This is a genomic window from Nocardioides pantholopis, assembly GCF_003710085.1.
Taxonomy (GTDB): domain Bacteria; phylum Actinomycetota; class Actinomycetes; order Propionibacteriales; family Nocardioidaceae; genus Nocardioides; species Nocardioides pantholopis.
This window is the reverse complement of record NZ_CP033324.1, coordinates 3,097,856-3,123,943: the sequence shown is the minus strand read 5'-3', so window position 1 is coordinate 3,123,943 and position 26,088 is coordinate 3,097,856. Positions and strand designations below refer to the sequence as shown.

The 26,088-nt window shown below is 72.4% G+C and carries 35 protein-coding genes; 30 read left to right on the top strand and 5 right to left on the bottom strand.

The genetic code is table 11. The annotated features are described in order from the left end of the window. Nucleotides 1–9: 9 nt before the first annotated feature. From csrA to EBO35_RS15010, 5 genes are all read right to left on the bottom strand, one after another. Complete coding sequence (csrA, locus tag EBO35_RS15030; protein WP_122818428.1) at nucleotides 10–246, bottom strand: carbon storage regulator CsrA; 237 nt, start codon at nucleotides 244–246, stop codon at nucleotides 10–12. A gap of 75 nt (nucleotides 247–321) precedes the next feature. Next, a complete protein-coding gene (gene fliW / locus EBO35_RS15025) occupies nucleotides 322–723 on the bottom strand; it encodes a flagellar assembly protein FliW (protein ID WP_241153722.1) in 402 nt (133 codons plus the stop codon). Between the two features lie 20 nt (nucleotides 724–743). Beyond that, nucleotides 744–1,616 carry a flagellin N-terminal helical domain-containing protein gene (locus EBO35_RS15020; protein ID WP_164477989.1) on the bottom strand — a complete coding sequence of 291 codons (873 nt, stop codon included), beginning with the start codon at nucleotides 1,614–1,616 and terminating at the stop codon, nucleotides 744–746. Nucleotides 1,617–1,630: 14 nt separating this feature from the next. After that, a complete protein-coding gene (flgK, locus tag EBO35_RS15015) occupies nucleotides 1,631–3,031 on the bottom strand; it encodes a flagellar hook-associated protein FlgK (RefSeq protein WP_122818425.1) in 1,401 nt (466 codons plus the stop codon). Further along, nucleotides 3,031–3,510: a flagellar protein FlgN gene (locus EBO35_RS15010; RefSeq protein ID WP_122818424.1), complete on the bottom strand. Its 480-nt coding sequence runs from the start codon at nucleotides 3,508–3,510 to the stop codon at nucleotides 3,031–3,033. Before EBO35_RS15010 ends, flgK begins: the two co-directional genes overlap by 1 nt. A 287-nt stretch (nucleotides 3,511–3,797) precedes the next feature. On the opposite strand from EBO35_RS15010, the gene EBO35_RS15005 reads away from it, so the two are divergent. From EBO35_RS15005 to fliQ, 30 genes are all read left to right on the top strand, one after another. Next, nucleotides 3,798–4,730: a sigma-70 family RNA polymerase sigma factor gene (locus EBO35_RS15005; RefSeq protein WP_396954351.1), complete on the top strand. Its 933-nt coding sequence runs from the start codon at nucleotides 3,798–3,800 to the stop codon at nucleotides 4,728–4,730. Between the two features lie 356 nt (nucleotides 4,731–5,086). Beyond that, nucleotides 5,087–5,872 (top strand): flagellin N-terminal helical domain-containing protein, encoded by a 786-nt coding sequence (locus EBO35_RS15000; protein WP_122818423.1) that lies wholly within the window; start codon nucleotides 5,087–5,089, stop codon nucleotides 5,870–5,872. A gap of 127 nt (nucleotides 5,873–5,999) precedes the next feature. After that, nucleotides 6,000–7,319, top strand: a complete 1,320-nt coding sequence (fliD, locus tag EBO35_RS14995; protein WP_122818422.1) for a flagellar filament capping protein FliD — start codon at nucleotides 6,000–6,002, stop codon at nucleotides 7,317–7,319. Between the two features lie 26 nt (nucleotides 7,320–7,345). Beyond that, nucleotides 7,346–7,717, top strand: a complete 372-nt coding sequence (locus EBO35_RS14990) for a flagellar export chaperone FliS (protein ID WP_122818421.1) — start codon at nucleotides 7,346–7,348, stop codon at nucleotides 7,715–7,717. A gap of 1 nt (nucleotide 7,718) precedes the next feature. Then, on the top strand, nucleotides 7,719–8,063 hold the full coding sequence (locus EBO35_RS14985) for a hypothetical protein (protein WP_122818420.1): 345 nt from the start codon (nucleotides 7,719–7,721) through the stop codon (nucleotides 8,061–8,063). Nucleotides 8,064–8,110: 47 nt separating this feature from the next. Then, on the top strand, nucleotides 8,111–8,494 hold the full coding sequence (locus EBO35_RS14980; RefSeq protein WP_122818419.1) for a response regulator: 384 nt from the start codon (nucleotides 8,111–8,113) through the stop codon (nucleotides 8,492–8,494). Beyond that, a complete protein-coding gene (locus EBO35_RS14975) occupies nucleotides 8,491–8,946 on the top strand; it encodes a chemotaxis protein CheX (protein WP_122818418.1) in 456 nt (151 codons plus the stop codon). The genes EBO35_RS14980 and EBO35_RS14975 overlap by 4 nt, the downstream gene beginning before the upstream one ends. 68 nt (nucleotides 8,947–9,014) lie before the next feature. After that, nucleotides 9,015–9,383, top strand: a complete 369-nt coding sequence (locus EBO35_RS14970; RefSeq protein WP_122818417.1) for a response regulator — start codon at nucleotides 9,015–9,017, stop codon at nucleotides 9,381–9,383. Continuing rightward, the gene (locus EBO35_RS14965) at nucleotides 9,380–9,874 is read left to right on the top strand and encodes a hypothetical protein (protein ID WP_122818416.1); all 495 of its coding nucleotides are present in this window, start codon (nucleotides 9,380–9,382) and stop codon (nucleotides 9,872–9,874) included. The genes EBO35_RS14970 and EBO35_RS14965 overlap by 4 nt, the downstream gene beginning before the upstream one ends. A 115-nt stretch (nucleotides 9,875–9,989) precedes the next feature. Beyond that, a complete protein-coding gene (locus EBO35_RS14960) occupies nucleotides 9,990–10,349 on the top strand; it encodes a flagellar basal body rod protein FlgB (RefSeq protein ID WP_241153720.1) in 360 nt (119 codons plus the stop codon). Beyond that, nucleotides 10,349–10,741 (top strand): flagellar basal body rod protein FlgC, encoded by a 393-nt coding sequence (locus EBO35_RS14955; RefSeq protein WP_122818415.1) that lies wholly within the window; start codon nucleotides 10,349–10,351, stop codon nucleotides 10,739–10,741. Before EBO35_RS14960 ends, EBO35_RS14955 begins: the two co-directional genes overlap by 1 nt. Continuing rightward, a complete protein-coding gene (gene fliE, locus EBO35_RS14950) occupies nucleotides 10,741–11,079 on the top strand; it encodes a flagellar hook-basal body complex protein FliE (protein WP_122818414.1) in 339 nt (112 codons plus the stop codon). Before EBO35_RS14955 ends, fliE begins: the two co-directional genes overlap by 1 nt. Continuing rightward, entirely contained in the window at nucleotides 11,079–12,662 is a 1,584-nt protein-coding gene (gene fliF / locus EBO35_RS14945; protein WP_122818413.1) for a flagellar basal-body MS-ring/collar protein FliF, read from the top strand. The genes fliE and fliF overlap by 1 nt, the downstream gene beginning before the upstream one ends. Further along, nucleotides 12,662–13,675, top strand: coding sequence for a flagellar motor switch protein FliG (gene fliG / locus EBO35_RS14940; RefSeq protein WP_206422575.1), 1,014 nt, complete (start codon nucleotides 12,662–12,664; stop codon nucleotides 13,673–13,675). The genes fliF and fliG overlap by 1 nt, the downstream gene beginning before the upstream one ends. Beyond that, a complete protein-coding gene (locus EBO35_RS14935; RefSeq protein WP_122818412.1) occupies nucleotides 13,659–14,351 on the top strand; it encodes a FliH/SctL family protein in 693 nt (230 codons plus the stop codon). The genes fliG and EBO35_RS14935 overlap by 17 nt, the downstream gene beginning before the upstream one ends. Beyond that, the gene (locus tag EBO35_RS14930; RefSeq protein WP_317983499.1) at nucleotides 14,348–15,664 is read left to right on the top strand and encodes a FliI/YscN family ATPase; all 1,317 of its coding nucleotides are present in this window, start codon (nucleotides 14,348–14,350) and stop codon (nucleotides 15,662–15,664) included. Before EBO35_RS14935 ends, EBO35_RS14930 begins: the two co-directional genes overlap by 4 nt. Then, complete coding sequence (locus EBO35_RS14925) at nucleotides 15,661–16,131, top strand: flagellar FliJ family protein (protein ID WP_122818411.1); 471 nt, start codon at nucleotides 15,661–15,663, stop codon at nucleotides 16,129–16,131. The genes EBO35_RS14930 and EBO35_RS14925 overlap by 4 nt, the downstream gene beginning before the upstream one ends. Next, nucleotides 16,128–17,108, top strand: a complete 981-nt coding sequence (locus EBO35_RS14920) for a transglycosylase SLT domain-containing protein (RefSeq protein WP_122818410.1) — start codon at nucleotides 16,128–16,130, stop codon at nucleotides 17,106–17,108. Before EBO35_RS14925 ends, EBO35_RS14920 begins: the two co-directional genes overlap by 4 nt. Then, nucleotides 17,108–18,451, top strand: coding sequence for a flagellar hook-length control protein FliK (locus tag EBO35_RS14915; protein ID WP_122818409.1), 1,344 nt, complete (start codon nucleotides 17,108–17,110; stop codon nucleotides 18,449–18,451). The genes EBO35_RS14920 and EBO35_RS14915 overlap by 1 nt, the downstream gene beginning before the upstream one ends. A 9-nt stretch (nucleotides 18,452–18,460) precedes the next feature. Beyond that, nucleotides 18,461–18,925 (top strand): flagellar hook capping FlgD N-terminal domain-containing protein, encoded by a 465-nt coding sequence (locus EBO35_RS14910; protein WP_122818408.1) that lies wholly within the window; start codon nucleotides 18,461–18,463, stop codon nucleotides 18,923–18,925. A gap of 52 nt (nucleotides 18,926–18,977) precedes the next feature. Then, entirely contained in the window at nucleotides 18,978–19,835 is an 858-nt protein-coding gene (locus EBO35_RS14905; protein WP_122818407.1) for a flagellar hook-basal body complex protein, read from the top strand. A gap of 161 nt (nucleotides 19,836–19,996) precedes the next feature. Further along, nucleotides 19,997–20,329 (top strand): flagellar FlbD family protein, encoded by a 333-nt coding sequence (locus EBO35_RS14900; RefSeq protein WP_122818406.1) that lies wholly within the window; start codon nucleotides 19,997–19,999, stop codon nucleotides 20,327–20,329. Beyond that, nucleotides 20,329–21,096 carry a motility protein A gene (locus tag EBO35_RS14895; protein ID WP_122818405.1) on the top strand — a complete coding sequence of 256 codons (768 nt, stop codon included), beginning with the start codon at nucleotides 20,329–20,331 and terminating at the stop codon, nucleotides 21,094–21,096. Before EBO35_RS14900 ends, EBO35_RS14895 begins: the two co-directional genes overlap by 1 nt. Before the next feature lie 2 nt (nucleotides 21,097–21,098). Next, nucleotides 21,099–21,971, top strand: coding sequence for an OmpA/MotB family protein (locus EBO35_RS14890; RefSeq protein ID WP_122818404.1), 873 nt, complete (start codon nucleotides 21,099–21,101; stop codon nucleotides 21,969–21,971). After that, entirely contained in the window at nucleotides 21,968–22,411 is a 444-nt protein-coding gene (locus tag EBO35_RS14885) for a flagellar basal body-associated FliL family protein (protein WP_122818403.1), read from the top strand. The genes EBO35_RS14890 and EBO35_RS14885 overlap by 4 nt, the downstream gene beginning before the upstream one ends. Nucleotides 22,412–22,567: 156 nt before the next feature. Further along, complete coding sequence (locus tag EBO35_RS14880) at nucleotides 22,568–23,530, top strand: flagellar motor switch protein FliM (RefSeq protein ID WP_241153719.1); 963 nt, start codon at nucleotides 22,568–22,570, stop codon at nucleotides 23,528–23,530. After that, a complete protein-coding gene (gene fliN / locus EBO35_RS20240; RefSeq protein ID WP_122818401.1) occupies nucleotides 23,527–24,363 on the top strand; it encodes a flagellar motor switch protein FliN in 837 nt (278 codons plus the stop codon). The genes EBO35_RS14880 and fliN overlap by 4 nt, the downstream gene beginning before the upstream one ends. Nucleotides 24,364–24,372: 9 nt before the next feature. After that, nucleotides 24,373–24,933: a FliO/MopB family protein gene (locus EBO35_RS14870; RefSeq protein ID WP_122818400.1), complete on the top strand. Its 561-nt coding sequence runs from the start codon at nucleotides 24,373–24,375 to the stop codon at nucleotides 24,931–24,933. After that, nucleotides 24,930–25,811, top strand: coding sequence for a flagellar type III secretion system pore protein FliP (fliP, locus tag EBO35_RS14865; protein ID WP_241153718.1), 882 nt, complete (start codon nucleotides 24,930–24,932; stop codon nucleotides 25,809–25,811). The genes EBO35_RS14870 and fliP overlap by 4 nt, the downstream gene beginning before the upstream one ends. After that, nucleotides 25,808–26,077, top strand: coding sequence for a flagellar biosynthesis protein FliQ (fliQ, locus tag EBO35_RS14860; RefSeq protein WP_122818399.1), 270 nt, complete (start codon nucleotides 25,808–25,810; stop codon nucleotides 26,075–26,077). Before fliP ends, fliQ begins: the two co-directional genes overlap by 4 nt. Nucleotides 26,078–26,088: the final 11 nt, after the last annotated feature.

The window sequence follows — 26,088 nt, the reverse complement described above, 5'->3', positions numbered from 1 at the left end:
GTCGGGCAGTCAGTCGCGACGCTGGCGCAGCTGCTCGGCGAGGGCCGAGACGGTCTGCTCGCTCGCGGACGCGGCGGCCCGGTTGCTGGACTCGAGCTCGGCGAGCAGCTCGGCACGGTTGACCGCGACCGAACGGGGGGCGTCGATCCCCACGCGTACGACGTCACCGCGGACGTCGAGGATCGTGACGGTGACGTTGTCACCGATCACCACGCTCTCGCCGATGCGGCGGCTCAGAACCAGCACGTCGTGCAGCCTACCCGGCGCCGGGCACCGGTGCCGCCGGACCGGGCCGTCGCAGGCGCGGGAGCGGCGAGTCGGTCAGCCGAGCAGGGGGGTGCTGACCGAGAGGTCGGCGTCCTCGAGGATCACCTGGGCGGCCCGGCGCGTCGTCGTGTTCAGCACGACGGGGGCCCGGAGGTTCGCGGTGGTGTCCGCGAGCGTGTCGCCGGGGGTGAGGATCAGCAGCAGCTGCACCTCCTCGGCGGAGGCGATCGCCAGGTCGCTCACGGTGGCGTCGTCGATCACCGGCGCGTAGTCGGGGTAGAACGGCGCCGGAGGCACCACGAGGAACCGCAGCTCGGGGTCGGACAGCGACCGCAGGGCGCACAGCGTGCCCTCGTCGTCGAGGCGCAGGAGGCGGAACCGGCGCTGGTCGGGGAAGCCCGGCAGCGGGTGCACGAGATCGATGACCGGCGCGTCGACGACGGTGGTGTCGGGCATGGTCGCAGCCTCCCACGTGCTCATCGCAGGAAGTCCAGCAGGCTGGGCTGCACCACGCGCGCGGTGGCGGCGAGTGCGGCCTGGTAGGCCATCTCCTGCAGCTTGAGGTCGATCGAGGCGGCGGCGACGTCGACGTTCTCGAGGTCGGTCAGTCGGGAGGTCAGGTCCACCTTCGCGTCCTCAGCTGCGGCCTGGGACCGCTCCACCTGGGCTTGGCGGGCTCCGACGGTCGCCCGGGCCGCGTTGATGTCGTTCATGAAGCCGCTGAGCTGGTCGAGGGCCGTGTTGATGCCGGCCTCGTCGCCGGAGCGCAGCGCGAGCGCGGCGTTCTCGACGGCCGCGAAGACCGAGGTCGGGCCCGAGCCGAGGAACTCGGTGGGATCGAGGTCGACGCGGACGGTGACGTCGGAGCCGACCTTGCGGCCGATGGTCCCGGCCACCCCGATGAAGGTGCCCGTGTCGTCGTAGGCGTCGGTGCCCGCGGTGATGCCGCCGAAGATCGGCCGGTCGAGGTACTTGGTGTTGGCGTCGGCGAGCAGGCTGCCGTGCAGCTGCTCGATCTCGGTGGCCAGCGCCTCGCGGGAGACCGTCGAGCTGGCGCCGCTACGGCTCTGCTGCACCAGCTCGCGGACCCGGCGGACCTGGTCGCCCATGGTGCCCAGGGTGGTGTCGGCCAGGCCCAGGCGACCGACGGCGTCGTCGGCGTTGCGGATGTACTGCTCGGTCCGGGTGTAGGCCGAGCGGATCCGCATCGCCGAGGTGGTGTCGGTGGGGGAGTCCGAGGGCCGGTTCAGCACCCGTCCGGTCGACAGCTGCTCCTGGACCTTGGCCAGCCGGCCCAGGCCGAGCTGCAGGGAGTCCAGCGAGCGGTGGCTGATCATGCTCTGAGTCACGCGGAACGTTGCCATCAGCGGGTCACCCCTGTGCGGTTGATGAGCGTGTCGAGCACGGAGTCGAGGACCGACATCACCTTCGAGGCCGCCTCGTAGGAGCGCTGAGCGACCAGCAGGTTGATCGTCTCCTCGTCGAGGTTCACGCCGGTCAGCTGCTCGCGGGAGCTGTCCACCTGCGTGGTGAGCAGCTGCTGGGTCTGGGCGAGCCGGGTCGCGGACTGCACGGTGCTGCCCAGCCCGTTGACCAGGCGCTGGTACGCCGAGGCAGCGCCGTCGGCCTCGGCGAGCGCGTCGGCGTTTCCGCCGTCCAGCACCCCACCGGGCAGCGACGAGGCCGCGACCTGGTCGGGGTCGGTCAGCGCGACGCGCAGGCTGGCCGCGGCGCCCGCTGCCGGGTCGTAGGTGAAGAAGGCGACGCCGGGGTTGCCGTCGGCGTCGTACCCGCCGGTGTGCAGGGAGTTGACCGAGTCCGCGACGGTCTTGGCCACGGCGTCGAGGCCGGCGAGGTAGTCGGGCAGCGTGATGGTCACCAGCTCCGCGACGGCGCCGATCTGCCCGCCCCAGGCGGCGTTGGCCAGCGGCGTGGTGGTGGCGCCGACCGTGATGCCCAGCGAGAGCGGCGCGCCGTCGGAGGAGCCGTCGGGGGCCACGCCGGAGATGACGGTCACCTGTCCGGCGGTGCTGCCCGAGACCAGGCTGACGCCGTTGACGGTCACGTCCATGCCGCCGTCGGGGCGCTCGGTGCCGACGGCACCGGTCAGCTCCGAGAGCCGCAGCGTGAGCAGGTCGCGCTGGTCGAGCAGGTCGTTGGTGCCGGTGCCCTCGAACTGGGCGGCGGCGAGGTTCCGGTTGATCGCGGCCAGGTCGGCGGCGGTCGCGCTGACCTCGTCCGCGAGGTTCATCAGGTGGTTGCGCTGGTCGGACAGCTCGGAGGTGAGGTTGCTCGACTGCGCCCGGAGCGCGTCGGCGACGGCCACCCCGGTGGCGATGACCTGGCTGCGGGAGGCGGCGGTGTCCGGGTGGTTGCCGAGGTCGTCCCAGGCGGCGGAGAAGCTGTCCATGGCGGCCGAGACGCCGGACTTGCCGGGCTCGCCGACGCCGCTCTCGACCCGGGAGAGGACCGTGACCCGGGTGTCGAGGAAGGCCTGCTTGCCGTGCTCGCGGCGCGAGCGCAGGTCCAGGAACGGGTCCACGATCCGCTGCAGGCTGCCGAGGCCGACACCGTCGCCGGAGCTGCTGGAGCGCGACCACATGCTGGTCTGGGTCGGGGCGCCCACCGTGACCGCCTCGGCGCGGCGGCGCACGAAGCCCTCGGTGGTGGCGTTCGCGACGTTGTTGCTCGCGACGTCCATGGCGATCTGCTGGTAGCGCAGCGCGCTCAGGGCGGTGTTGAAGGAGGCGAAGGTGCCGGTCATCACAGGGTCCTGTCGATCCGGGAGGGCGGGAGGTCGGCCTCGGTGACCGCTGTGCCGTCGGCGCCGTACGTCGTCGTGGTGCCGCCGAGCGTCATCAGGGTCTCGCGGGCGGAGCGGTAGCCGTTGGTGATCAGGTCGCGGTTGGCGTCGGCGAGCGCGACGACCTCGCGGGTGGTCGCTGTCAGCGACTCGCGGTGGTCCTCCAGGATCGAGCGCCAGGGCTCCTCCGCGGCGTCGACCAGCTGCTGGAGGGACGGGTTCGGCTTGAGGCCCACCAGGGCGGCGGCCTCGTCGGCGGCGACGGAGCGCAGGACCTCGGTCCTGCGCATGTCGTCCAGGACCGCCTCGACGTCCTTCGCGGCCTTCAGCAGCCACTTGGAGCGCCCGCTGGCCAGCACCAGCTGCTCCACCTCCAGGTGGAACAGCAGGTCGTCGAGGAGCTCTCGCTCGCGCCACAGGATGACTGACAACTTCTCCATGAGCCCTACCCACGCTGTTCACCGTCCCCGGCCGGGAGCGGCGGCCACCCTGACCGGTGACGTCGAGGAAGATCGGCACCGGACCGGACGTCCTGAGGATCTTTTCCCAATTCGGGCCCGCGGGCCCGCAACTAGTCAACCAGGACCTTCTGCCTGGCCCGGACGACGGTTGGCACCACCCGAACGGACTACGGCGGCCTGGCCCAGGTAGTCCGGTTCGGCCATTTGTAGGAGGGGTCTTTAGGAATCCCTTCCGCTGGCGCCCTCCCGCGTGCGGGAATGATCTCGTGATCCCCCCCATCGCGCCCCTGCCGTCCCCCGCGGCCTCGGTTCCCCCTGGTTCTGTCCCCGGCTCTACGTCTGGGTCGGCTGCTGCCGACCGGTTGGCGGTCGACCATGTCCCGCTGGTGGCTCATCTGGTCCGCGAGACGATGAGTCGGGTTCCCTCGCATGTGGATCGTGATGATCTGCGTTCGGCGGGGTTGGCGGCGCTGGTGTTGGCGGCGCGGGCGTTCGAGGCGGAGCGGGGGGTGCCGTTCGCGCGGTATGCGAGCACCCGGATCCGGGGCGCGATCATGGATGAGCTGCGGTCGGTGGACTGGGCCTCGCGGTCGGTGCGGCGTCGTGGTCGTGAGGTCGAGGAGGCCCGGAACCGGTTGGCGGTGACGATCGGGCAGCTGCCGGACAATGCGGCGGTCGCGGCGGCGTTGGGGATCGAGGCCGAGGAGGTCACGGCCTCGGACGAGGATCTGACGCGGGCGAGTGTGTTGTCGTTGCAGGCCACGGTCGAGGGGCCGGAGGGTGCGGCGGGGTCGCTGGCGGAGTCGTTGGTCTCGGCGGGTCCGACGCCGGAGGCGTTGGTGTTGCACCGGGAGCGGTTGCAGTATCTGGGTGAGGCGATCGCGGAGCTGCCGGCGCGGCAGCGGGCGGTGGTCGAGGGGTACTTCCTGGCGGAGCAGCCGATGGCGGAGATCGCTGAGGAGCTGGGGGTCAGTGAGTCGCGGGTCTCCCAGATCCGGGCCGAGGCGATGGTGATGCTGCGTGATGCGTTGAATGCGGCGTTGGATCCTGAGCAGCTGGCGCCGGTGGCGAAGCCGGGTGGGTGTGTGGCGCGTCGTCGGGATGCGTACATCACCGCGGTCGCGGAGCGGCACGCTGCCGCGCGGCCGGTCGCCGTCCGCGACGCCTCCCGGCTGGCGAGCCTCAACATCACGGCCTGACGCGGTCCTCTTCTTCAGTTCCCGGCTGGCGTGCTGCCGCCTCGGGTGAGCGGTGAGCCTGCCCCCGTTCTGGTGCGGCCATCGGTGGCTAGCTCACCGCCGGCCCCGGGTGGCTGGCTCACCGCTGGCCCGGGCCGCGCCCGCCCGCCGACCACCCGCGGCGGGACCTTCGAGATTCGGCCGAGTTTTCTCTCAGCGACATCACGATCCCGCCGATGAAGGGCTCGGATCGACACGAAGTCGCAAAATAACTTCGCAGATCTTCTCAACCAGCACCTCCGGGTGCCGATTCACAGTCCGACGGGGCCCACGGATGGGCCCCAGCAGCACGGACTCCCCCCAAGGAAGGAACCATCATGAGTCTCCGCATCAACCAGAACATCGACGCGCTCAACTCCTACCGCAACCTGTCGAGCACCCAGAGCGCGCAGTCGAAGTCGCTGGAGAAGCTCTCCTCGGGCTTCCGGATCAACCGGGCCGCCGACGACGCCGCCGGCCTGGCGATCTCCGAGGGCCTGCGCTCGCAGGTCGGTGGCCTCAAGGTCGCCGTCCGCAACGCCCAGGACGGCATCTCGGTCGCCCAGACCGCTGAAGGCGCCCTGACCGAGGTCCACTCCATGCTGCAGCGCATGAACGATCTCGCCGTGCAGTACAACAACGGCACCCAGAGCACCGAGTCGCAGGCGGCGCTGTCGGCCGAGTTCGGCCAGCTGCACACCGAGATCGAGCGGATCGAGACGAACACCAAGTTCAACGGCAACACGCTGTTCGGCGGCGGTGAGCGCACCTTCCAGACTGGCTTCGAGAGCACCGACACGATCGACATCTCGGCGACCGCCCTCGCCGCGATCGACGTCTCGGCCGCCGTGATCACGGACAGCAACACCGTCCAGACCGCGATCACCACCATCTCGACGCAGCGCGCCGAGCTGGGTGCGATCCAGAACCGGTTCGAGCACACCATCAACTCGGTGAACGTCGCGATCGAGAACCTCTCGGCCTCCGAGAGCCGGATCCGCGACACCGACATGGCCTCCGAGATGATGAACCTGACCCGGAGCCAGATCCTGTCGCAGGCTGGCACCGCCATGCTCGCGCAGGCCAACCAGGTCCCGCAGGGCGTTCTCCAGCTCCTGCGCTGATCCTGTGAACGGGCCGGGCAGGGGCAGCACGCCCCTCCCGGCCCGTTCCGCTTCCCGGCCGTCGTCGCTCATCGGCGGCGGCCCCCGCTCCACCGGCACGCTCGTGCCGAACTGACCAGGAGGAACCGTGGCCACCGCCCAGATCAGCGGTCTCAGCGGCTTCGACGGCGCCAGCCTCGTCGACCAGCTCATGCAGCTCGAGGCGAACACGCAGCGGAGCCTGCAGACCAAGGTCAAGGCCGAGCAGACCGTGCTCAGCACGCTGCAGTCGCTGAACACCGCGCTCAGCAAGCTCGCCGAGCAGGCCAAGAACCTCGGCAAGGCCGAGACCTGGAACGCGCTGACGCCCACCTCCTCCTCCACGGCCGTCACGGTCATCGCCGACAAGACGGCCGCGGCCGCCCAGCTCGACTTCACGGTCAGCTCGGTCGCCCGGTCCCACCAGCAGGCCTGGAACGACCCCCGGGCACTGACCGACACGGTCCTGACCGGAACCACCCTCACGCTCACCCGCGGCGGCACCAGCACCGAGATCGCGGTCGCCGACGGCAGCCTGAAGGGCGTCATGGACGCCATCAACGGCGCCGACGCCGGGCTCCGTGCGACAGCTGTACGCAGCGGCACCGGCTACAACCTGCTCGTCGAGTCCACGGCCACCGGCGCGGCCGAGCGGTTCACGCTCGAGGCCGGCCCCGGAGGCTCCCTGGCCCTCGGCCAGCCGAGCACCCGGGAGGCCACCGACGCGCGTCTCGTCCTCGGTGCGCTGGAGGTGACCTCGGCGACGAACACCTTCGAGGACCTCGTGCCCGGGCTCGACGTCACCGTCTCCGCCGCCGCGGTCGGCACCACCCCGGTGAGCGTCACGGTCGCCCGCGACCCGAAGGCCCTCTCGGACTCGGTGAAGGCGCTGGTCGACGCGGCGAACGCCATCCTGACCGGGATCGGCAGCCAGACGGCGTACGACTCGAAGACCGGCAGCGGCGGGCAGCTGCTCGGCGACTCCACGGTCCGGGCCCTGCGCAACGACCTGCTCGAGTCGATCTACCCGGCAGACGGCACCTCGCTGGCCGGTGTCGGGATCCAGGTCGACCGCTACGGGAAGCTGGTCTTCGACGCGGACGCGTTCGCCTCGGCGTACGCCGCCGACCCGGCCGGCGTCGCCGCCAAGTTCGACACCGCGGGCAACGGGTTCGCCGCGCGCGTCGAGAAGGTCGGCAAGGACTACAGCGACCCGTACACAGGGACGCTCACGGCGGCCATCACCGGGCGCACCGCCGGCATCGACCGGCTGGAGGACTCGATCGAGGCCTGGTCCGTGCGGCTGGAGCTGCGGCGCAACACCCTGAGTCGCCAGTTCACCGCGCTCGAGGTCGCCCTGAACACGATGAACAGCCAGTCGAGCTGGCTCTCCAGCCAGCTCGGCCAACTCTCCGCCAACAACGGCTGAGCCCCGGCCCTCGCGAAGGAACCGCCATGAACGTACGTGCCGCCTACCTGGACGCCTCGGTGGCGACCGCCAGTCCCGCCCGACTGCTGGTCATGCTCTGCGACCGGCTGGTCCTCGACGTGACCCGAGGCACCGACGCCCTGCGCGCCGGCGACCCGCTGACGGCGCACGGCCAGCTGGTGCACGCCCAGGAGATCGTGATGGAGCTGCGCAGCAGCCTCCAGGTCGACGCCTGGGCCGGCGGCCCGCAGCTCGCGTCGATCTACGACTTCCTGCACGCCGAGCTGGTGCGGGCCAACGTCGGCAAGGACCTCGCCCGGGCCGAGGGCTGCCTCGCCCTGGTCGAGCAGCTCGCCGACACCTGGCGCGAGGCCGCCCTGCAGAGCACGGTGGCCTGAGATGTTCGTCGACCACGGCGGTCTCGGCCGCGCCCCGGACGCCGACCACGAGGCCTGGCAGGTCGCGCTCGACCGGATCGAGCTCGACGTCATCCGGGTCGAGAAGGCATTCGCCGCCGACGACGACCCGGACCTGGAGGGGTGGGACGTGCCCGCCGCCCGCGGCCCGATGCCCGAGGCCGTGCGCGCCCGCGCCGAGGACCTGTTCGCCCGCCAGCAGGCGCTGGTGCAGACGATCTCCCAGCGACTCGCGGCGACGCTGAAGCAGCAGTCGGTCGTGGAGAACGTGGACCGCGCCTCGGGCCCGGCCGAGCCGCGACCCGTCTACATCGACCTGACGGCCTGACCGGCGCCGGTCGAAGCCCGTCACCGCCTGCCCCGACTGGAGCCGCCATGCACGCCCTGATCATCGACGACTCGCGCGCGATGCGCTCGATCCTGCGACGGATCGTGGCGGGTCTCGGGTGGGAGACCACCGAGGCCGGGGACGGCCAGGCGGCGCTCGACCACCTCGAGGCCGGCCTGCTGCCCGACCTGTGCCTCATCGACTGGAACATGCCGGTGATGGACGGCTACACGTTCGTCACCCGGGTCCGGGCCGACCCGCGCTGGCGCGCGATCACCTTGATGATGGTGACCACCGAGAGCGAGCACGGTCAGATCGTGCGGGCGCTCGCCGCCGGCGCCCACGAGTACGTCATCAAGCCCTTCACCGCCGACGCGATCCTCGACAAGCTCGCCCTGCTCGGCCTGCGCGACCAGGAGGTCTCCGCGTGAGCGTCGTCGCCCCCACCGCACCCGACCTGGCGGCGCTCCTCGACGAGGTCTGGTCCTCGCTCGTGGGCGCTCCGGACGAGCTGGCCCTGGGGGGCCCGCCCCCTGACTGCTCGACCCTGTGGTCGGCGACGGTCACGATCACGGGGGAGTGGCGGGCCATGGTCAGCCTCGACCTGGGCGACCCGGTCGTCCTCGCGGTGACCCGGGCGATGCTCGGGTTCGCCGAGGACGAGGTCCCCGATGTCGCGTCCTGCACCGACGCGATCGGCGAGCTGGCGAACATCGTGGGCGGCAACGTCAAGAGCCTGATGCCCGGCCCCAGCGTGCTCTCGCTGCCGGTGGTCTTCCACGGCCCGGTCCAGGTGCCCTCCGAGCTCGCGGCGAGCACCGACCTGCACCTGAGCTGGTACGGCGCGCCGCTCCGGGTGCGGGTCCTCACCCCGTCGTCCTGACCGCACCGCTCACCATCGCGGCGCCTCACGCCCGCCTCACACCCGCGCAACATCTCCAGGAGCGAACCATGAAGATCGTCGTCGCCGACGACAGCAGGGTCATGCGTCAGATCGTGATCCGCACCCTGCGCCAGGCCGGTCACGGCGGGCACGAGGTGCTCGAGGCCGAGAATGGCAGACAGGCCGTCGAGCTGGTCCAGACCGAGAAGCCGGACCTGGTGCTCTCGGACTGGAACATGCCCGAGATGAACGGCATCGACGCCCTGCGGGTGCTGCGCGGCGCCGGCAACGACATCCCATTCGGGTTCGTCACCTCGGAGGGCTCCGAGGCGATGCGCCAGCGCGCCGAGCAGGCCGGCGCGGCCTTCCTGATCGCGAAGCCCTTCACCCCCGAGGCCTTCGACGATGCCCTCGCCTCGGTAGGGGTCCGCCCGTGAGCTCGATGGCGGCGGAGACCCACCTGCCCACGAACAAGGAGATCCGGGACCTGCTCTCCGGCCTGCTCGGCCGGGAGGTCACGCTGCAGCCCGCCGCGCCCCTGGTCGTCTCGCCGAAGAAGCCGGCCAGCGTCGGGGTGTACGTCGACGACAGCCTCGTGGTCCGGGCCGTCATCGCCTGCGACGTCGCGTTCTCGGCGTACGCCGCCGCGGCGATCGCGCTGATGCCGCTGCCCGCGACGGAGTCCTCGCTCGCCCAGAACCACCTGCAGGAGACGCTCGCCGAGAACCTCTACGAGGTGCTCAACGTGGCGGCCTCGCTGTTCAACGTCGGGAACGCGATGCACCTGCGCCTCCTCGACCTGCACCCGGCGGGGGCCAAGCTGCCCGGGGACGTGCTGATGCGCACGCTCACCCTGGGCCGGCGCGAGGACCTCACGCTCGACATCGCGGGCTACGGGACCGGTCGCATGTCGGTGATCTTGACCTGACCGGGCGGCCGCTCGGAACTTTTCCTCAGGTCACCCCCGGCGCTGTCGATAGGTGAGGCGAGCACGGATCGCTCACTTGGCGCCGACGGAATGGCACACCTGAGGAAGGACGGCTGTGCCCATTTCCCCCGTCGGTCACGATGCGGTCGCGTCCGTGCTGGCCACGACGCTGGACGGTCTCGCCCTGCGTCGCGACGTCATCGCTGACAACATCGCCAACGTCGACACCCCGGGCTTCCGCGCCACGAGCGTCGACTTCGAGTCGGCCCTGGAGCGGGCCATCGACCGTGGCGAGCGTCCCTCCCTCGAGGTGAGCACCCAGGCCACCGACACCCCCGTGGGCGCGAACGGCAACAACGTCGACCTGCGTCACGAGTCGATGGCTGCCATGCAGACCCAGTACCAGTACCAGATCATGACCCGCGCGGCCGCCGACCGGCACCAGCTGGTCAAGATCGCGGCGGAGGCCCGCTGATGAGCGCCTTCGACACGCTGAAGATCGCCGGCTCGAGCCTGGGCATGCACCAGACCTGGCTCGACACCCTGGCGTCGAACATCGCCAACCTCAACACGGTCACCTCCACCGACGAGGACGCCTTCCAGGCGCAGATGGTCATCGCCGCCGCCGACCCGCAGGGCGGCGTGGAGGTGGCCGGGGTGGCCGTCAGCGACCCGGAGGGCGTGCTGAAGCACGACCCGGGCAACCCGCTGGCCGACGAGGACGGGTACGTCCGGGCCCCGGCTGTCGACATGGCCAGCCAGATGTCCCAGCTCATCCAGGCCCAGCGCGGCTACCAGGCCTCGGTCCAGACCACGAAGTACGCGCAGGACGCCTACACCAGCGCGCTGCAGATCGGAGCGCGCTGATGAGTGTCGCCGGCATCGAGGGCTTCGCGCCGCTCAACCTCTCCCAGATCGCCGCGACCGATCCCGCCACGCGGGTCGTCGGTCCCGGCGGCACCGAGGGCGTCCAGGGCGCCCAGGGCCCCGACTTCGCCAGCCTGCTGACCGACGGCATCGAGCGCCTCGACGGCGTGCAGAAGTCGGCCGACACGCTCGCGGTCCAGGCAGCCACCGGTGACCTGCAGAACATCCACGACTACACGCTCGCCGCGGCCGAGGCCCAGGCGACCTCGCAGGTCACGGTGGCCGTGCGCAACAAGGCGATCGAGGCGTTCACCGAGATCCTGCGGATGCAGGTGTGATGAAGACCCAGATCACCCGGCTGCTCACCCGCGGCCGCACCACCTTCACCGCCTTCACGACCGGCCAGAAGCTGGTCGCCGTCCTCGGGACCCTGGCGCTGCTGCTCGGCGGCTTCATGGTCTTCCGCTGGGCTTCGACCCCCTCCTACGCCCCGCTGTACTCCGACCTGTCGGCCAGCGACGCCAGCGCCGTCGTGGAGCAGCTGGAGGCCCAGGGCACGCCGTACGAGCTCGCGGGCGGCGGAACCACGATCATGGTCCCGCGCGACGCCGTCTACTCGACGCGCATCGACCTGTCCGGCGAGGGGCTGCCCACCGGCTCCGACGGCGGCTACTCGCTGCTCGACGACCAGGGCCTGACCACCTCCGACTTCAAGGAGCGCACCGACTACAAGCGCGCCATGGAGGGCGAGCTGGCCAGCACCATCGAGGCCATCGACGGCGTGCAGACGGCAGTCGTCCACCTGGCCATCCCGGAGAAGCAGGTCTTCGCCGACGAGCAGGACCCCACCACGGCGTCCGTGCTGATCAAGACCCAGGCCGGCGACGCGGTGGAGCCCGCCCAGGTCCAGGGCGTCATCAACCTCGTCGCCTCCAGCATCGAGGGCCTCGACGCCGACCAGGTCACGGTCACCGACTCCAAGGGCGCGGTGCTGTCCTCGCCCGGCGGCGTCGCCGGGGCCGACGGCACCGGACGCTCGCAGCTGGTCGCCGACGTGCAGAGCGAGTACCGCACCAAGCTGCAGAGCATGCTCGACCGCGTCGTCGGCCCGGGCAACTCGACAGTCCAGGTCAGCGCGGAGCTCGACTTCGACAAGGCCGTGACCGAGACCCTCGACTACGTGGCCGAGGCCGACGCGCTGCCGCTGTCCTCTGAGGAGGTCACCGAGACCTACAACGGCACCGGGCCCGGGAACGGCGCCAACGGCGTCGTCGGCCCCGACGGCCAGGTGGAGGACAACGGCACCGCCGAGGGCGCGGGCAACGGGAACTACGAGAAGTCCCACCGCACCGTCGACAACGCGGTCGGCTCCCGCAAGGTGCAGCGCGAGAGCACCCCCGGGGCGATCGACAAGCTCAGCATCGGCGTCGTCCTGGACTCGAACACCACCGGACAGATCGCCTACCAGGACATCGAGGAGCTGGTCGCGGGCACCGCAGGCATCGAGCCGGACCGTGGGGACAGCATCGCCGTCTCCGCGCTGCCCTTCGACCGGTCCGCCGAGGAGGCGACCGAGGCCGACCTGGCGAAGGCGGAGGCCGAGGAGGCCGCTGCCGCTCGCAACAAGACGATCCGCAACGTCGCGATCGTGGTCCTGGTGCTGGCCTTCCTCGCGCTGGCCGCGATCCGCAGCCGGCGCCGGGCCAAGCGCCGGGAGGCCGAGACGTCCTACCTCGTGGAGCAGCTGCGTGAGCGGGAGCCGGTGGCCCCGGCCATCGAGCCCTCGCCCGCCGCGCTCGCGCTGGAGGAGTCCGAGGCCTCGCGCTCCGAGGAGCTGCGCGACGAGCTGACCATGCTGATCGAGCGCCAGCCCGACGACGTCGCGGGCCTGCTCCGCGGCTGGCTGGCGGAGAGGCCCTGATGACCGCGACGATGAACGGACTCGGCGTCCGCAAGGCCGCGATCCTGCTGATCCAGCTGGGCCGGGACAAGGCCGCCGAGGTGCTGGGCCAGCTCAGCGACTCCGAGGTCGAGGCGGTCTCCGCCGAGATCGCGCGGCTGGACTCGATCAGCGGTGCCGAGGGCGAGGCGGTCATGGAGGAGTTCCGTGACCTGTTGATCGCCCGCGGGCACATCGCCCAGGGCGGCCTGGGCTACGCCCAGCAGCTGCTCGTGGAGTCGCTCGGCGCCGAGCGCGCCGGCGAGATCATGGACCGCCTCAACGCGGCGGCCGTCCAGATGCCCTTCCAGTTCCTGCACGCGGCCGACCCGGCCCAGCTGCGCTCGTTCATCATCGACGAGCACCCGCAGGTGATCGCGCTGGTCCTGGCCCACCTCACCGCCGACAAGGCGTCGATGCTGCTGGCCAGCCTCGACCCGGACAAGCAGGCGGCGGTGGCGCACCGGATCGCGGTGATGGACCGCAGCTCGCCGGAGATCGTCAAGGCCGTCGAGAGCAACCTGGAGCGCAAGCTCTCCTCGATGCTGCAGCCGGTCGGGGTCTCCCGGGTCGGCGGCGTCGAGCCGCTGGTCAACATCATCAACCGCTCCGACCGGGCCACCGAGCGCCAGATCGTGGAGGGCCTCGAGGCTCTCGACGCCGAGCTGGCCGACGAGGTCCGCAGCATGATGTTCATGTTCGAGGACATCGTCAGCCTCGACGACCGCTCGGTGCAGCAGGTGCTGCGCCAGGTGGACACCAACCAGCTCGCGCTCGCGCTCAAGGGCGTCCAGCCCGCCGTGCGGGACAAGATCACCTCGAACCTCTCCGAGCGCGCGTCCACCACGCTGGTCGAGGAGATCGACCTGCTCGGCGCGGTCCGCCTCGCCCAGGTCGAGGAGGCGCAGCAGGCCATCATCCGGATCATCCGCGAGCTCGAGGAGCAGGGCCAGATCATGGTCCGACGAGGGGCCGACGATGACTTCATCGAGTGAGGCCCTGCTCCGCGGGCCCGAGGCCGGCGCGGTGCGCCGGCCCGGGAGCCCCGAGCTGCGCACCGGCACCTGGACCCGCCTCGGCGACGCGGCGGTGCTCGGGGACGAGACCACCGAGCACGCGCTCTCCCAGCTGGCCGAGGCCACCCGCAGCGCCGCCCGCTCGCAGGGGTACGCCGTGGGCTGGGCGCAGGGGCGCCGCGAGGCGACCGAGACCGCCCGTGCGGCGCAGCACCGGCTGGCCGAGGAGCACGCCGCGGCCGAGGCCCGGCGCGAGCGCGAGCACCGCCAGGCGGTGGCCGGCCTGGTCCGGGCCGCCGAGCTGGTGAGCCAGCGCGTCGGCGCCGTCGAGGCGCTCGTCCACGACCAGGCCGTCGAGCTGGCCCGCGAGCTCACCGAGGCGCTGGTCGGGCACGAGCTGCGCTCGAGCCCCGACCGGGCCGACGACGTCGTACGCCGGGTGCTCGCCGAGCGGCCCGGCGACGCGCCGATCGTCGTGCACCTGCACCCCGGCACCCTCGACGTCCAGCGCGTCGCCGAGCTCGCGGCCAACGGCGTCCGGGTCGCCGACGACCCGCGGCTCGCCGCGGACGACGCGGTCCTCGAGGTGGAGGACCACGTGGTGGACCTGCGCCTGACCCGCCAGCTCGAGCGGGTCCGCGAGGTGCTGTCGTGACCGCGGTGACGCAGCACCTCCTCGCCGGCCTGCGCGAGCGGGCCCTCCAGGCGACCCGACCCGAGACCCTCGGCCGGGTCTCGCAGCTGCTCGGCCTGCAGCTGCAGGTCACCGGCCTGCGCGCCGCGGTCGGCGACCTCCTGGAGATCCTCGGCGACCGGCCGGTGCTCGCCGAGGTCGCCGCCAGCAGCGCCGTGGGGCTCACCTGCCTGCCGCTGGGGGAGACCCGGGGCATCCAGGTCGGCGCGCTGGTGCGCCACACCGGCGGTCCGCTGCGGATCCGGGTCGGCGAGGAGCTCGCCGGCCGGGTGCTCGACGGACTCGGCCGCCCCATCGACGGAGGCCCCTCCCTCGACGGGCTGACCGAGGTCAGCGTCGACCACGACGCCCCGGACGCGATGCGTCGTCCGCGCATCGACACCCAGCTGGCGCTGGGGGTGCGGGCGCTGGACGCCCTGGTCCCGTGCGGGCGCGGCCAGCGGCTGGGCATCATGGCCGGCTCCGGCGTCGGCAAGTCCAGCCTGCTCTCGATGATCGCCCGCGGCACCGACGCGGAGGTCTCGGTGATCGCGCTGATCGGGGAGCGGGGCCGCGAGGTCCGCGAGTTCCTCGAGAACGACCTCGGTCCCGAGGGCCTGGCCCGCTCCGTCGTGGTCGTCGCCACCTCCGACGCCCCGCCGGTCGAGCGGCTGCGCGCGGCGTTCGTGGCCACCCGGATCGCGGAGTCCTTCCGCGACCGCGGCCGGCACGTGGTCCTGATGATGGACAGCCTCACCCGGATCGCGATGGCCCAGCGCGAGATCGGCCTCTCGGCCGGCGAGCCGCCCGCCACCCGCGGCTACCCGCCGAGCGTCTTCTCGCTGCTGCCGCGCCTGCTCGAGCGGGCCGGCACCGCGCCCGCGGGCTCGATCACCGGCCTCTACACCGTCCTCGTCGAGGGCGACGACCTCCAGGACCCGGTCGGGGACACCGCCCGCTCCATCCTCGACGGCCACGTGGTCCTCTCGCGCCGGCTCGCGACCTCGGGACACTTCCCGAGCATCGACGTGCTGGAGTCGATCTCCCGGGTGACCTCCGCGGTCACCGACGCCGACCAGCAGTCCGACGCGGTCCGGCTGCGCCGGATGCTCGCCGCGCACCGCAACGTCCGCGAGCTCGTCGAGATCGGTGCCTACGTCAGCGGCAGCGACCCGGACGCCGACGCAGCGATCGCCCGGACGGGCCGCATCGACGACTTCCTGCGCCAGGGCATGTCCGAGTCCACCCCGCTGGACCAGACCTGGTCCGCACTGCGTGACCTGGTGGCGTCGTGAGCGCCCGGCACGACCGCGGGCTCCGGGCGGTCGCCCGGGTCCGGGAGGTCCGGGAGCGGGACAGCCGGATCGGTCTGCAGGGTGCGCTCGGCGAGCAGCGTGAGCGCGAGGCGGCCGCCGACCGGCTCGCCGACGGGCTGGCGGCCCAGGCCGGCGAGTCCGGCGGGTCCGGCGGGTCAGGCGGGTCCCTCGTCGACGGCGCGACGTACCTCGCGCAGCGCACGATGCTCCAGGCCCTGGCCGGTGCCGTCAGCGCGGCGCGCAGCGAGGCCGAGTCGGCCGCCGTGCTCAGCGCGGCGGCGACCGCGCACTGGCAGGCCGACCACGCCCGGCTCTCGGCCGTGGAGGGACTCCTGGAGTCCCGGGCCGACCAGCGGCGCGCCGAGGCGGCCCGCCACGAGGCGAAGGAGCAGGACGACGCCGCGGGCCGGCAGTGGCTGCGCCGCACCCGGGAGGGAGACCGATGAGCATCACGGAGGTCACCGGCCGGATCGCGCAGATCGAGGCCCGGCTCGCCCAGCTGGCGCCGGCGACGACGAGCGCCGCCACCGGCTCGTTCCGCACCACACTGGACGGGGCGCTCGCGACCGCGGCGCCCACGGCCGCGCCGTACGCCGCGGGCAGCACCACCGGCACGCCCGGCACCACGCCGGCCGCGGCCGACGGGGCCCGGGTGGTCGCGGAGGCGGAGAAGTACCTCGGCATCCCCTACGTCTGGGGCGGGACCGACCCCGACCGGGGCCTGGACTGCTCCGGTCTGGTGCAGCTGGTCTACAAGAACCTCGGCGTGGACCTGCCGCGGGTCTCCCGGGACCAGGCGACCGCGGGTCAGCCCGTCGCGAGCATGGACCAGGCGCAGCCCGGTGACCTGCTGGCCTTCAACTCCCCGGTCTCCCACATCGGGATCTACATCGGCGACGGCAAGATGATCCACGCCCCGCGCCCGGGCGCGCAGGTGCGGGTCGAGGACGTCTACGACACCCCCACCGCGATCCGCCGGGTGATCCCCGCGGACGGCCTGGCCGGGACGTCGGCGCCCGGCGCGGCCGACGCGCGACCGGTCGCCGGCGTGCCCTACGCGGACCTGTTCAACCGGGCCGCCGCCACCCACGGCGTCGACGCAACCCTGCTCGCCGCCATCGCCAAGCAGGAGTCGGGCTACCGCGCCGACGCCGTCAGCTCGGCCGGGGCCCAGGGCCTGATGCAGCTGATGCCGGCCACCGCTCGCGGGCTCGGGGTGAGCAACAGCTTCGACCCGGCGCAGGCCGTGGACGGGGCGGCGCGACTCATGAGCGACCTGCTGGGCCGCTTCGGCCGCACCGACCTGGCCCTGGCGGCGTACAACGCCGGGCCCGGCGCGGTGCTGCGCTACGACGGCGTCCCGCCGTACCGCGAGACCCAGAACTACGTCCGTTCCGTGATGTCCCTGGCAGGAGCCGCCTGATGAGCATCCAGCTGACCGACCTGGTGCCGGTCGCCCCGGCCCGGGGCACCCAGCCCGCGTCCCGACCCGGCGCGCGCGAGGAGGGCCGGCGCAGCTTCGGCGACCTCCTCGACTCGATGGTGGGGGAGCGCAGCGTGGACGAGCGCAGCGTGGACGAGCGCAGCGTCGAGGGCGCTCCCGCGGGGCCGGCCTCCGCGCCGGATGGTCCGCCAGCCGGGCCCGACCCGGTCCTGATCGAGGCCGGCCTGGTCGGCCTCGCCGCGCTCTTCGCCGGGCCGCCGGCCACCTGGCCCACCGCCGTCCCGTCCGGGCTCGCCCCGGCCGCCGAGGCCGGCGCCGGGCAGCCCCTCGCAGGCACCGGGCTCCTCGCCGACGGTGCTGCCGCTGCGGCGTCCGGCCCGGCCCTGTCGCCGGCCGGGACCGCCGTCGCGGTGGACGCCGGGGCCCTGCCGGCCGGAACGCCGACGACCGGAGCCGCGATGACATTGCCCCGGCCCGCCGGGCCGACAGGCGTCGCGGACGCAGCGGCGATCCCGGTGGCAGCGCTCACCCCGACTGCCCCGAGCGACGCGATCGCCCCGGTCGGTGCCGAGGGCACCTCCGGCGCCGTCGCGGCGTCCGCCGCCGTCGGCACGGCGCCCGAGGCCGATCCCGGCGGCACGGACGCCGGCGACCGCCGCGGTGCCCCCGGTGCCGGCGAGCCCGTGGCGGCGCGCCCCGTCGAGCAGACCGGACCCACGGCACAGGCCGGTAGCGCCTCGGTCCTCGGAGCGCCCACTGTCACGCCGACCGGGCCGCCCGGCCCGGGCGGTACCGCGACCGGCCCGACGCCGGTGAGCCACCAGCTCTTCGACGCCGTCACCCGGGCGACCCAGACCGGTGAGGGAAGCCATCGGATGACCGTGCGCCTGGACCCGGGCACGCTCGGGGAGGTACGGGTGCACCTCGTCGCCCGGGACGGCGCGCTGCAGGTCCACCTCACCGCGGGCCCCGAGGCGCTCGCCGCGCTCGGCGACGGCTCCAGCGAGCTGCAGCGCCTGCTGCAGAGCACAGGTGCGGTGGACGTGAAGGTCACGGTTCGTGACCTCGGCGCGGACCAGCACCGCCCGGACCAGCACGGTCCGGACCACGACGGCCGGGCCGACCGGCCCGAGACGAGCGGCACGACCGGCGGATCAGCCGGCGACCGCAGCGGGCGCGAGCAGGGCGAGCCCACGCCCGCGCCCGACCTCCTGGCACGGATGCCGGGCAGCGCCACCACCCAGCGGGGCCAGGGCCACGGAGGGCCCCTCCCGCACCACCCCACCGGGTCGACGCCGGCACGCGTCGACCTGGCTCTGTGAGGAGCTGGCATGAGCATCAGCGCGACCGAGGGCGTCACGCCGTCGTCGGTCTTCACCACGACCCCCGCCCAGGCCGCCTCGGGCAGCAAGGACCAGGACATGTTCCTGCAGCTGCTGATGGCCCAGATGAAGTACCAGGACCCGATGAACCCGGCGGACTCCGGCGAGTTCCTCAGCCAGAACGCCCAGTTCACCGCGCTGGAGAAGATGCAGGAGGTCGCCGACCAGACGAGCCTGCTGCTCAACGTGACGCTCGCCTTCGGCGCGACCTCGATGGTCGGCCGGACGGTCAGCTACACCGCCGCGGACGGCACCACCGCCACCGGTGCGGTCAGCGCCGTGAGCTTCGGCGCCTCCGGGCCGCTCCTCGACGTCAACGGCACCGAGGTGCCGATGGTCTCGGTGCTCAAGGTCACCGACGGCTCCACCGGCTCCACGAACGCCACCGGCTCCACCGGCTCCACCGGCATCTGATCGTCCCCCTCGTCCGGGCCACCCCCTGGCCCACTCCCGAAAGGAACCCCCCGTGCTTCGCTCCCTCTTCGCCGGCATCAGCGGCCTGCGCACCAACCAGACCATGCTCGACGTGACCGGCAACAACATCGCCAACGCCAACACCATCGGCTACAAGTCCAGCAACACGGTCTTCTCCGACACGCTCAGCCAGATGCTGACCGGTCCCGCCGGCGCCAACGCCGGCCAGGGCGGCACCAACCCGATCCAGATCGGGCTCGGCGTCCAGCTCGCCGCCACCAACACCAACTTCACCCAGGGGTCGAACCAGACCACCGGCGGACCCACCGACCTGATGATCTCCGGCGACGGGTTCTTCGTCGTGCGCTCCGGCCCCGAGCAGCTCTACACCCGGGCCGGTGCGTTCACCTGGGACGAGTCCGGCGACCTGGTGACCCCCACCGGCGCCCGGGTCCAGGGCTACCGGCTCGACGCGGCCGGCGACCCGGTCGGCGGCATGGTCAACCTCAACCGCAACGTGACGGCCGGGCTCACCCCCGCCCTCCCCGCGGGCGCCACCATGACCGGCTACAGCATCGGCAGCGACGGCAAGCTGGTCGGCTCCTTCAGCGACGGCGTGAACCGTGAGGTCGCCCAGCTGGCGATCGCGGACTTCGACAACCCGATGGGCCTGGTCAAGGTCGGCAACACGTCCTACCGCGAGAGCGCCAACTCCGGCGCGGCCGACATCGGCGTGCCCAGCGAGGGCGGCAACGGCTCGATCGTCGCGGGCGCCCTGGAGATGTCGAACGTCGACCTCGCGGCCGAGTTCACCAACCTGATCCTGGCCCAGCGCGGCTTCCAGGCCAGCTCGCGGGTGATCACGACCTCCGACTCGGTCCTCGAGGACCTGGTCAACCTCAAGCGCTGATCGGGCCGGTCCCGGCGTCCGCACCGCGGGCGCCGGGGCCTCCCCATGTCAAGGACCGCACGGCGGTCGGGTTTCGCTCAGGTTCGCTGCCCGGTCGCCGAACTGAACAGGGACGGCCACGGAAGGCCGTCGCTGCAGACAGCACTAAGGATGGTGCCCCCATGATCTCGTTGACCCGTCTCTCGGGTGCGGAGTTCGTCATCAACTCCGACCTGATCGAGCGCGTGGACAAGACGCCCGACACGGTCGTCACGCTGACCACCGGCTCGAAGTACGTCGTGGCGGAGAGCCTGGGCGCTGTGGTGGCCGAGATCCGGCTGCACCGCGCCGAGGTGATCGCGCTGAGCGAGCTGGTGCACGTCGATCCCACCCTGCTCGGCCAGGACGACCGCTCGGCGGCCGACTCCCGCCCCCGCCGCGAGCCCGCCGAACGCACCCTGGCCAGCGTCACCCCGCACCCGGCCGGCCTGAACTCCCCGGAGGGGAGCGTCTGATGGAGAAGGCAACTGTCATCGGCATCGGCGGAGCGATGGTCGTCATCGTCACCGCCAACATCCTGGAGGGTGGCAGCCCCTCCAGCCTGATCCTGCTGCCGCCGATGCTCCTGGTCTTCGGGGCGACGCTGCTGGTCTCGTTCGCCGGCGGCACCGTCGCCGACGCGAAGTGCTCCATGATCGGCGCCCGCCGGGCCTTCACGACCAACGTGCCGCCCGCCGGCGACGTCGTCCCGACCGTCGTCGGCCTGGCCGACAAGGCGCGCCGCGAGGGCCTGCTGGCCCTGGAGGACGCGACCCGGGACATCGACGACAAGTTCCTGGTCAAGGGCGTCACGCTCGCCATCGACGGCACCGACCCCGACGAGGTGCGCGACATCCTCGAGGGCGAGGTGGACGCCAAGCGCCGCACCGACAAGATGTCGGCCAAGTTCTTCGCCGACGCCGGCGGCTACGCTCCCACGATCGGGATCATCGGCACCGTCATGAGCCTGGTGCACGTGCTGGAGAACCTGGCGGACCCCGAGTCCCTCGGGCACTCGATCGCCGGTGCCTTCCTCGCGACCCTGTGGGGCGTGATGACCGCCAACGTGATGTGGTTGCCGATCGCCGCCAAGATCAAGCGGATCAGCGAGCTCGAGATCGCCCGCATGGAGGTCATCATCGAGGGCGTGGCCGCCATCCAGGCCGGCTCCAACCCGCGGGTCGTCGAGCACAAGCTGGTCGCGCTGCTCCCGGCCGGTCAGCAGCGCCCGGAAGCGGCCTGACGATGGCCGCCCGCCGACGCCCCAAGCGGCACGTGGAGGAGGAGCACGAGGACAGCGAGCGCTGGCTCGTCACCTATGCCGACCTGATCACGCTGCTGATGGCACTGTTCATCATCCTCTACGCGATGAGCTACACCGACACCGAGAAGTACACGGCCCTCAAGCAGGGCCTGGCCGTGGGCTTCGGGGAGGCGTCGGTCGTCCAGGACGGCGGCACCAGCCTGCTCAAGGAGACCGGCAGCTCCGCGATCTCGGCCGTCGCGGCCAAGCAGGTCCCGGACGCCGCGTTCGTGGCGCCGCGGACCGCCGACGCGGACGTCGAGGTGCGCAACGCCGCGCGCAAGGAGCTCGCTCGGCTGCGCGACATCGAGACCCGGCTGCGTCGGGCGCTGCGGGCCGAGGGGCTCAGCAGCGACGTGCGCACCAGCTACGACGAGCGCGGCCTCGTCGTGAGCCTGGTCTCGCGCCACGTGGTGTTCCGCAACGACCTCGCGACGCTGTCCCCGCGCGGTGAGCGGGTCGTGGACGTGCTGGGCCCGGTCCTCGCCGGGCTCTCCGACGACCTCGAGATCGCCGGCAACACCAACCAGGTCGACGTGAAGCCGGCGTACTTCAACACCGACTGGGACCTCTCGTCGGCGCGGGCGATCACGGTCCTGCGTCGGCTGGAGGAGCGGCTCGGCGTCGCCACCGCCCGCCTGGCCGTCGCCGGGTACGGCGTCACCCGGCCCCTGATCGACCCGTCGCAGCCGGAGTCGCAGGCAGTCAACAAGCGGGTGGACGTCGTCGTGCTGTCCGCGGCCGAGGCGGCCGTGCGCGAGCTGCTCCCCGACCTGGCCCGGAGCACCACCACCCAAGAAGGGACCACCCGATGAGCACCACGACCCTGTCGCCCCCGCAGGCGGCGCCCGCCGCCGAGGACGAGCAGCCGACCGGCCGCAAGAAGAAGCTGCTGATCGTGCTGGTGGCACTCCTGCTCCTCGGCGGGGCCGGCTACTGGTTCTTCCTCAAGCCCTCCGGCGAGGCGGAGGCGGTCCCGGGCGAGGTGGTCGCCCTGGACCCCGTCCAGGTCAACCTCGCGGACGGCCACTACCTCAGCGTCGGGATCGCGCTCCAGCTCGTCGAGGGCGCCCACGAGGTCGAGGGCAGCAAGGCCCTGGACGCGACCATCGACATGTTCAGCGGCCAGTCCGTGCCCACCCTGACCGACCCTGAGACCCGCCGGAAGATGAAGGCGAGCCTGACCCACGAGCTCGCCGAGCTCTACCACGAGGAGGTCCTGGAGGTCTACTTCACCCAGTTCGTCACCCAGTGACGGCCCAGTGACGGGCCAGTGACGGGCCCAGCGCCGGTCGCTCGGGCGGGCTGAGCCCGGACCGGACCCCCAAGTTCACATTGCGCCGTCGAGCGCACGCGGCCCCTTTCGCCCGGTTTCCCTCAGGTCATCCGCCGGCGGACCGATGGGTCCCGCGTGAGTACGACGATGCCGTCCCCAGCCGAGCGCCGATCCGCGCCGTCGGCCGTCCGCGCGCGCCGTCGTTCCCGCAGCGCGGAGCCGGTCGCCTACGACTTCAGCCGCCCGCTGCAGCTCAGTCGCGAGCACCAGCGGATGCTGCACGTCGCCTTCGACGGCTTCGCCCGGCAGACCACGACGGTCTTCACCTCCATGCTGCGCAGCGTCTGCCAGGTCACCCTGCGCAGCATCGACCAGCGCACCTACGGCGAGTACATCCAGCTGCTCGACAACACGACCTACCTGACCATGTTCAGCGCCGAGCCGATGCCCGGGCGCGGCATCCTCGAGCTGTCCCTGCAGTCGGTGATGTCCTCGATCGATCACATGCTCGGCGGCCCGGGCACCGAGCACCAGCCCGAGCGACCGCTGACCGAGATCGAGAGCGGCGTCGTCGAGGGCCTCATGCAGCGCCTGTTCAGCGAGATGCGCTACTCCCTGGGCCCGGTGGTGCCGCTGGAGCCCACCGTCGTCGGCGTCGAGTACAGCCCCCAGTTCGCGCAGGCCGCCGGTGCCTCGGACGTGGTGATCGTCGTCGAGTTCGAGCTGCGCATCGACGACCGGCCGCACCGGATGACCGTGTGCCTGCCGTTCGTCGGGCTGCTCCCGCACCTCACCTCCGCCGCCGCCCCGGCGCCGGTCTCGAACCGCGAGCGCGCCCAGCGCGCCCATGCCGCCGACCTGCTGCGCCAGCAGTTCCAGCTGGTCCCCGTGGAGGTCGGGGTCCGGTTCCGCAGCACCGAGCTCACCCCCCAGGTCTTCGCCGACCTGCGCGTCGGCGACGTGCTCCGCCTGCGCCACCCCGCCTCGGCGCCCCTCGACGTCGCCGTCGGCGGCACCGTGTTCGCCCATGCCACCGCCGGGACCCAGGGTCCGCGGCTGGCAGCCCTCATCGTCACCACCCCGGAGGAGACCCCGTGACCACCCCCGCCCCCCAGCCCGGCAGCCACCGCGAGCCCGAGCAGGTCGCCGTGGCGGCCGCCGAGGCCGCCGGCACGGTGCTGCCGGCCAGCGAGCCGCTGACGGCCCCCGGCGCCCAGCCGGGCACCGCCCAGGTCACCGGCCTGTTCGCCGGTGCGGTCGTCGCCGACCTCGGCGGGCCCCTTGCGGGCGTGCTGGGCGTCCTGGTGGCCGAGGACCTCGTCTCGGCGCTGGCCTCCAGCCCGCTGGGCGACCTCGAGCTGCCTGCGGCCATCCAGCCGGCGCTGGACGCCGCCGCCGCGTCGATGGGCGCCTCCGTGGGTGCCGCCCGGCAGGTCGGGCTGGACGCCGTCGTGGCGGCGGTCGCCGGGAGCGCCGACGCCCCGTTCACGGTCGTGCCGCTGGTCGGCGAGAGCATCGCTGCCGCCCTGCTGGTCTCGGCCCCGACCCTGGCCTCCGCCGCCGCGGGAGCTCCCGCCCCCGCGTCCGCCGGTGCCGCCGTCCAGGCCGCGGTCCAGGCCCCGGTCCCGCCGCCGGTCACCACCCCCCAGGTCCCGGCCGGCCAGACCTTCACCCCGGCACCGCGCCGGGGCATCGAGCTGCTCAGCGACGTGGACATGGAGGTGACGGTCGAGCTGGGCCGCACCCGGATGGCGATGCGCGACCTGCTGGCGCTCAGCCCCGGTCACGTCCTCGAGCTGGACCGGGCCGCCGGGAGCCCGGCGGACCTGCTGGTCAACGGCCACCTGATCGCCCGGGGCGAGGTCGTGGTCGTGGACGAGGACTTCGGCCTGCGGGTCACGGAGATCCTCGAGTCCTCGACCGCGAGCTGACGGCCCTCCATGTTCGAGATCCTCCTCCGGCTGGTCTTCTCGCTGGCTGCGGTCGTCGGCCTGATGCTGCTGATCGCCCGCGCCGCCGGCAAGCGCTTCAAGGGCCGGCCCGGTGCCATCGTCTCGGTGGTGCACCGCCAGCCGATCAGCCGGCACGCCTCGGTCGCCGTGGTCACGGTCGGCAGCCGGGTGCTCGTGCTCGGTGCCACCGAGCAGCAGGTGCAGATGCTCGCTGAGCTCGATCCGCTGGACCTCGTCGCCGCCGAGGAGGTCGGCCTCGCGGAGGTCGACGGGCCCGCAGACACCGCCGGGTACGCCGACGAGCCGGTCGACCTGGCCGTTCTCGGCCTCCACGACCGCCGTGGTGCCGCCGGCCGGACCCGGTCCTTCGCCCAGATCCTGCGCGCCGAGACCGAGCAGCCCGAGGGCGGCGCCCACCGGGCGGAGCGGCCGGTCTCGATGGTGCCGCGGACGGGCTCCGCGCCCGCCGACGGCCCGTTGGCCGGATCCCTGCTCTCCCCGACCACCTGGCGCCGCGCCATCGACGCGGTCACCGGCCGGGCGTCGTGACCGCCCCCGCCCGCCGGCCCGGCACTGCGCCGGGGCGGCTGCTGGCCCGTGCCCTCGTGGTGGCGGCCCTGGCCGCGCTGTGCTGGCTGCTGCTGCCCGCGGGCGCCGCCCAGGCGGCTGTCCCCGGGGACCTGGCGACCGGCGACCTCGCCACGGTCGAGGTGCTCGCCGTCGCGACCCCGGAGGGTCCGCGCGGTCCGAACGGCACCGGTGACTCGTCGGTCACCGTGGAGCTGGACGGGCTCACCGACAAGCCGAGCACGTCGGTCACGGTCCTGATCACGCTGACCCTGCTCTCGCTGCTGCCCGCGATCCTGCTCACCTGCACCAGCTTCACGAAGATCCTGGTGGTGCTCGGGCTGACCCGCAACGCGCTCGGCCTGCAGCAGACGCCGCCCAACCAGGTGCTGGCCGGGCTCGCGCTGTTCCTGAGCCTGTTCATCATGGGACCGGTCCTCGCCGACATGAACGAGATCGGGGTGCAGCCCTACCTCGACGGCGACAAATCCAGCACCGAGGCCTGGGACGACGGCATCGAGCCGCTGCGCGGCTTCATGCTCAAGCAGACCGACGAGTCCGAGATCGAGCTGCTCACCAACGTCGCCGACCGCGAGCTGCCCGAGACCCGCGAGGACACCCCGATGTCCACGCTGGTCCCGGCCTTCATCCTCAGCGAGCTGAAACAGGCATTCATCATCGGCTTCATCATCTTCATCCCGTTCCTGGTGATCGACATCGTCGTGAGCGGGGCGCTGATGGCGCTGGGCATGATGATGATGCCGCCGACGATGGTGTCGCTGCCGTTCAAGCTGCTGCTGTTCGTGCTGGTCAACGGCTGGGCCCTGATCATCACGGCGCTGGTGGGGAGCTACGGATGAGCGACACCGCCATCATCGAGATCGCGATGCAGACCATGATGGTCGCGCTGAAGCTCTCGGCGCCGATCCTCGTGACCGCCCTGGTCATCGGGTTCGCGGTGTCGCTGTTCCAGTCGATGACGCAGATCCAGGAGTTCACGCTGGCCTTCGTGCCGAAGGTCATCGGGATCGGCATCGCGCTCCTGGTCAGCGGCAACTGGATGCTGCACACGCTGGTCAACTTCACCCAGCAGCTCTACGAGCGCATCCCGTCCCTGCTCGGGTGACCGGGAGCCTG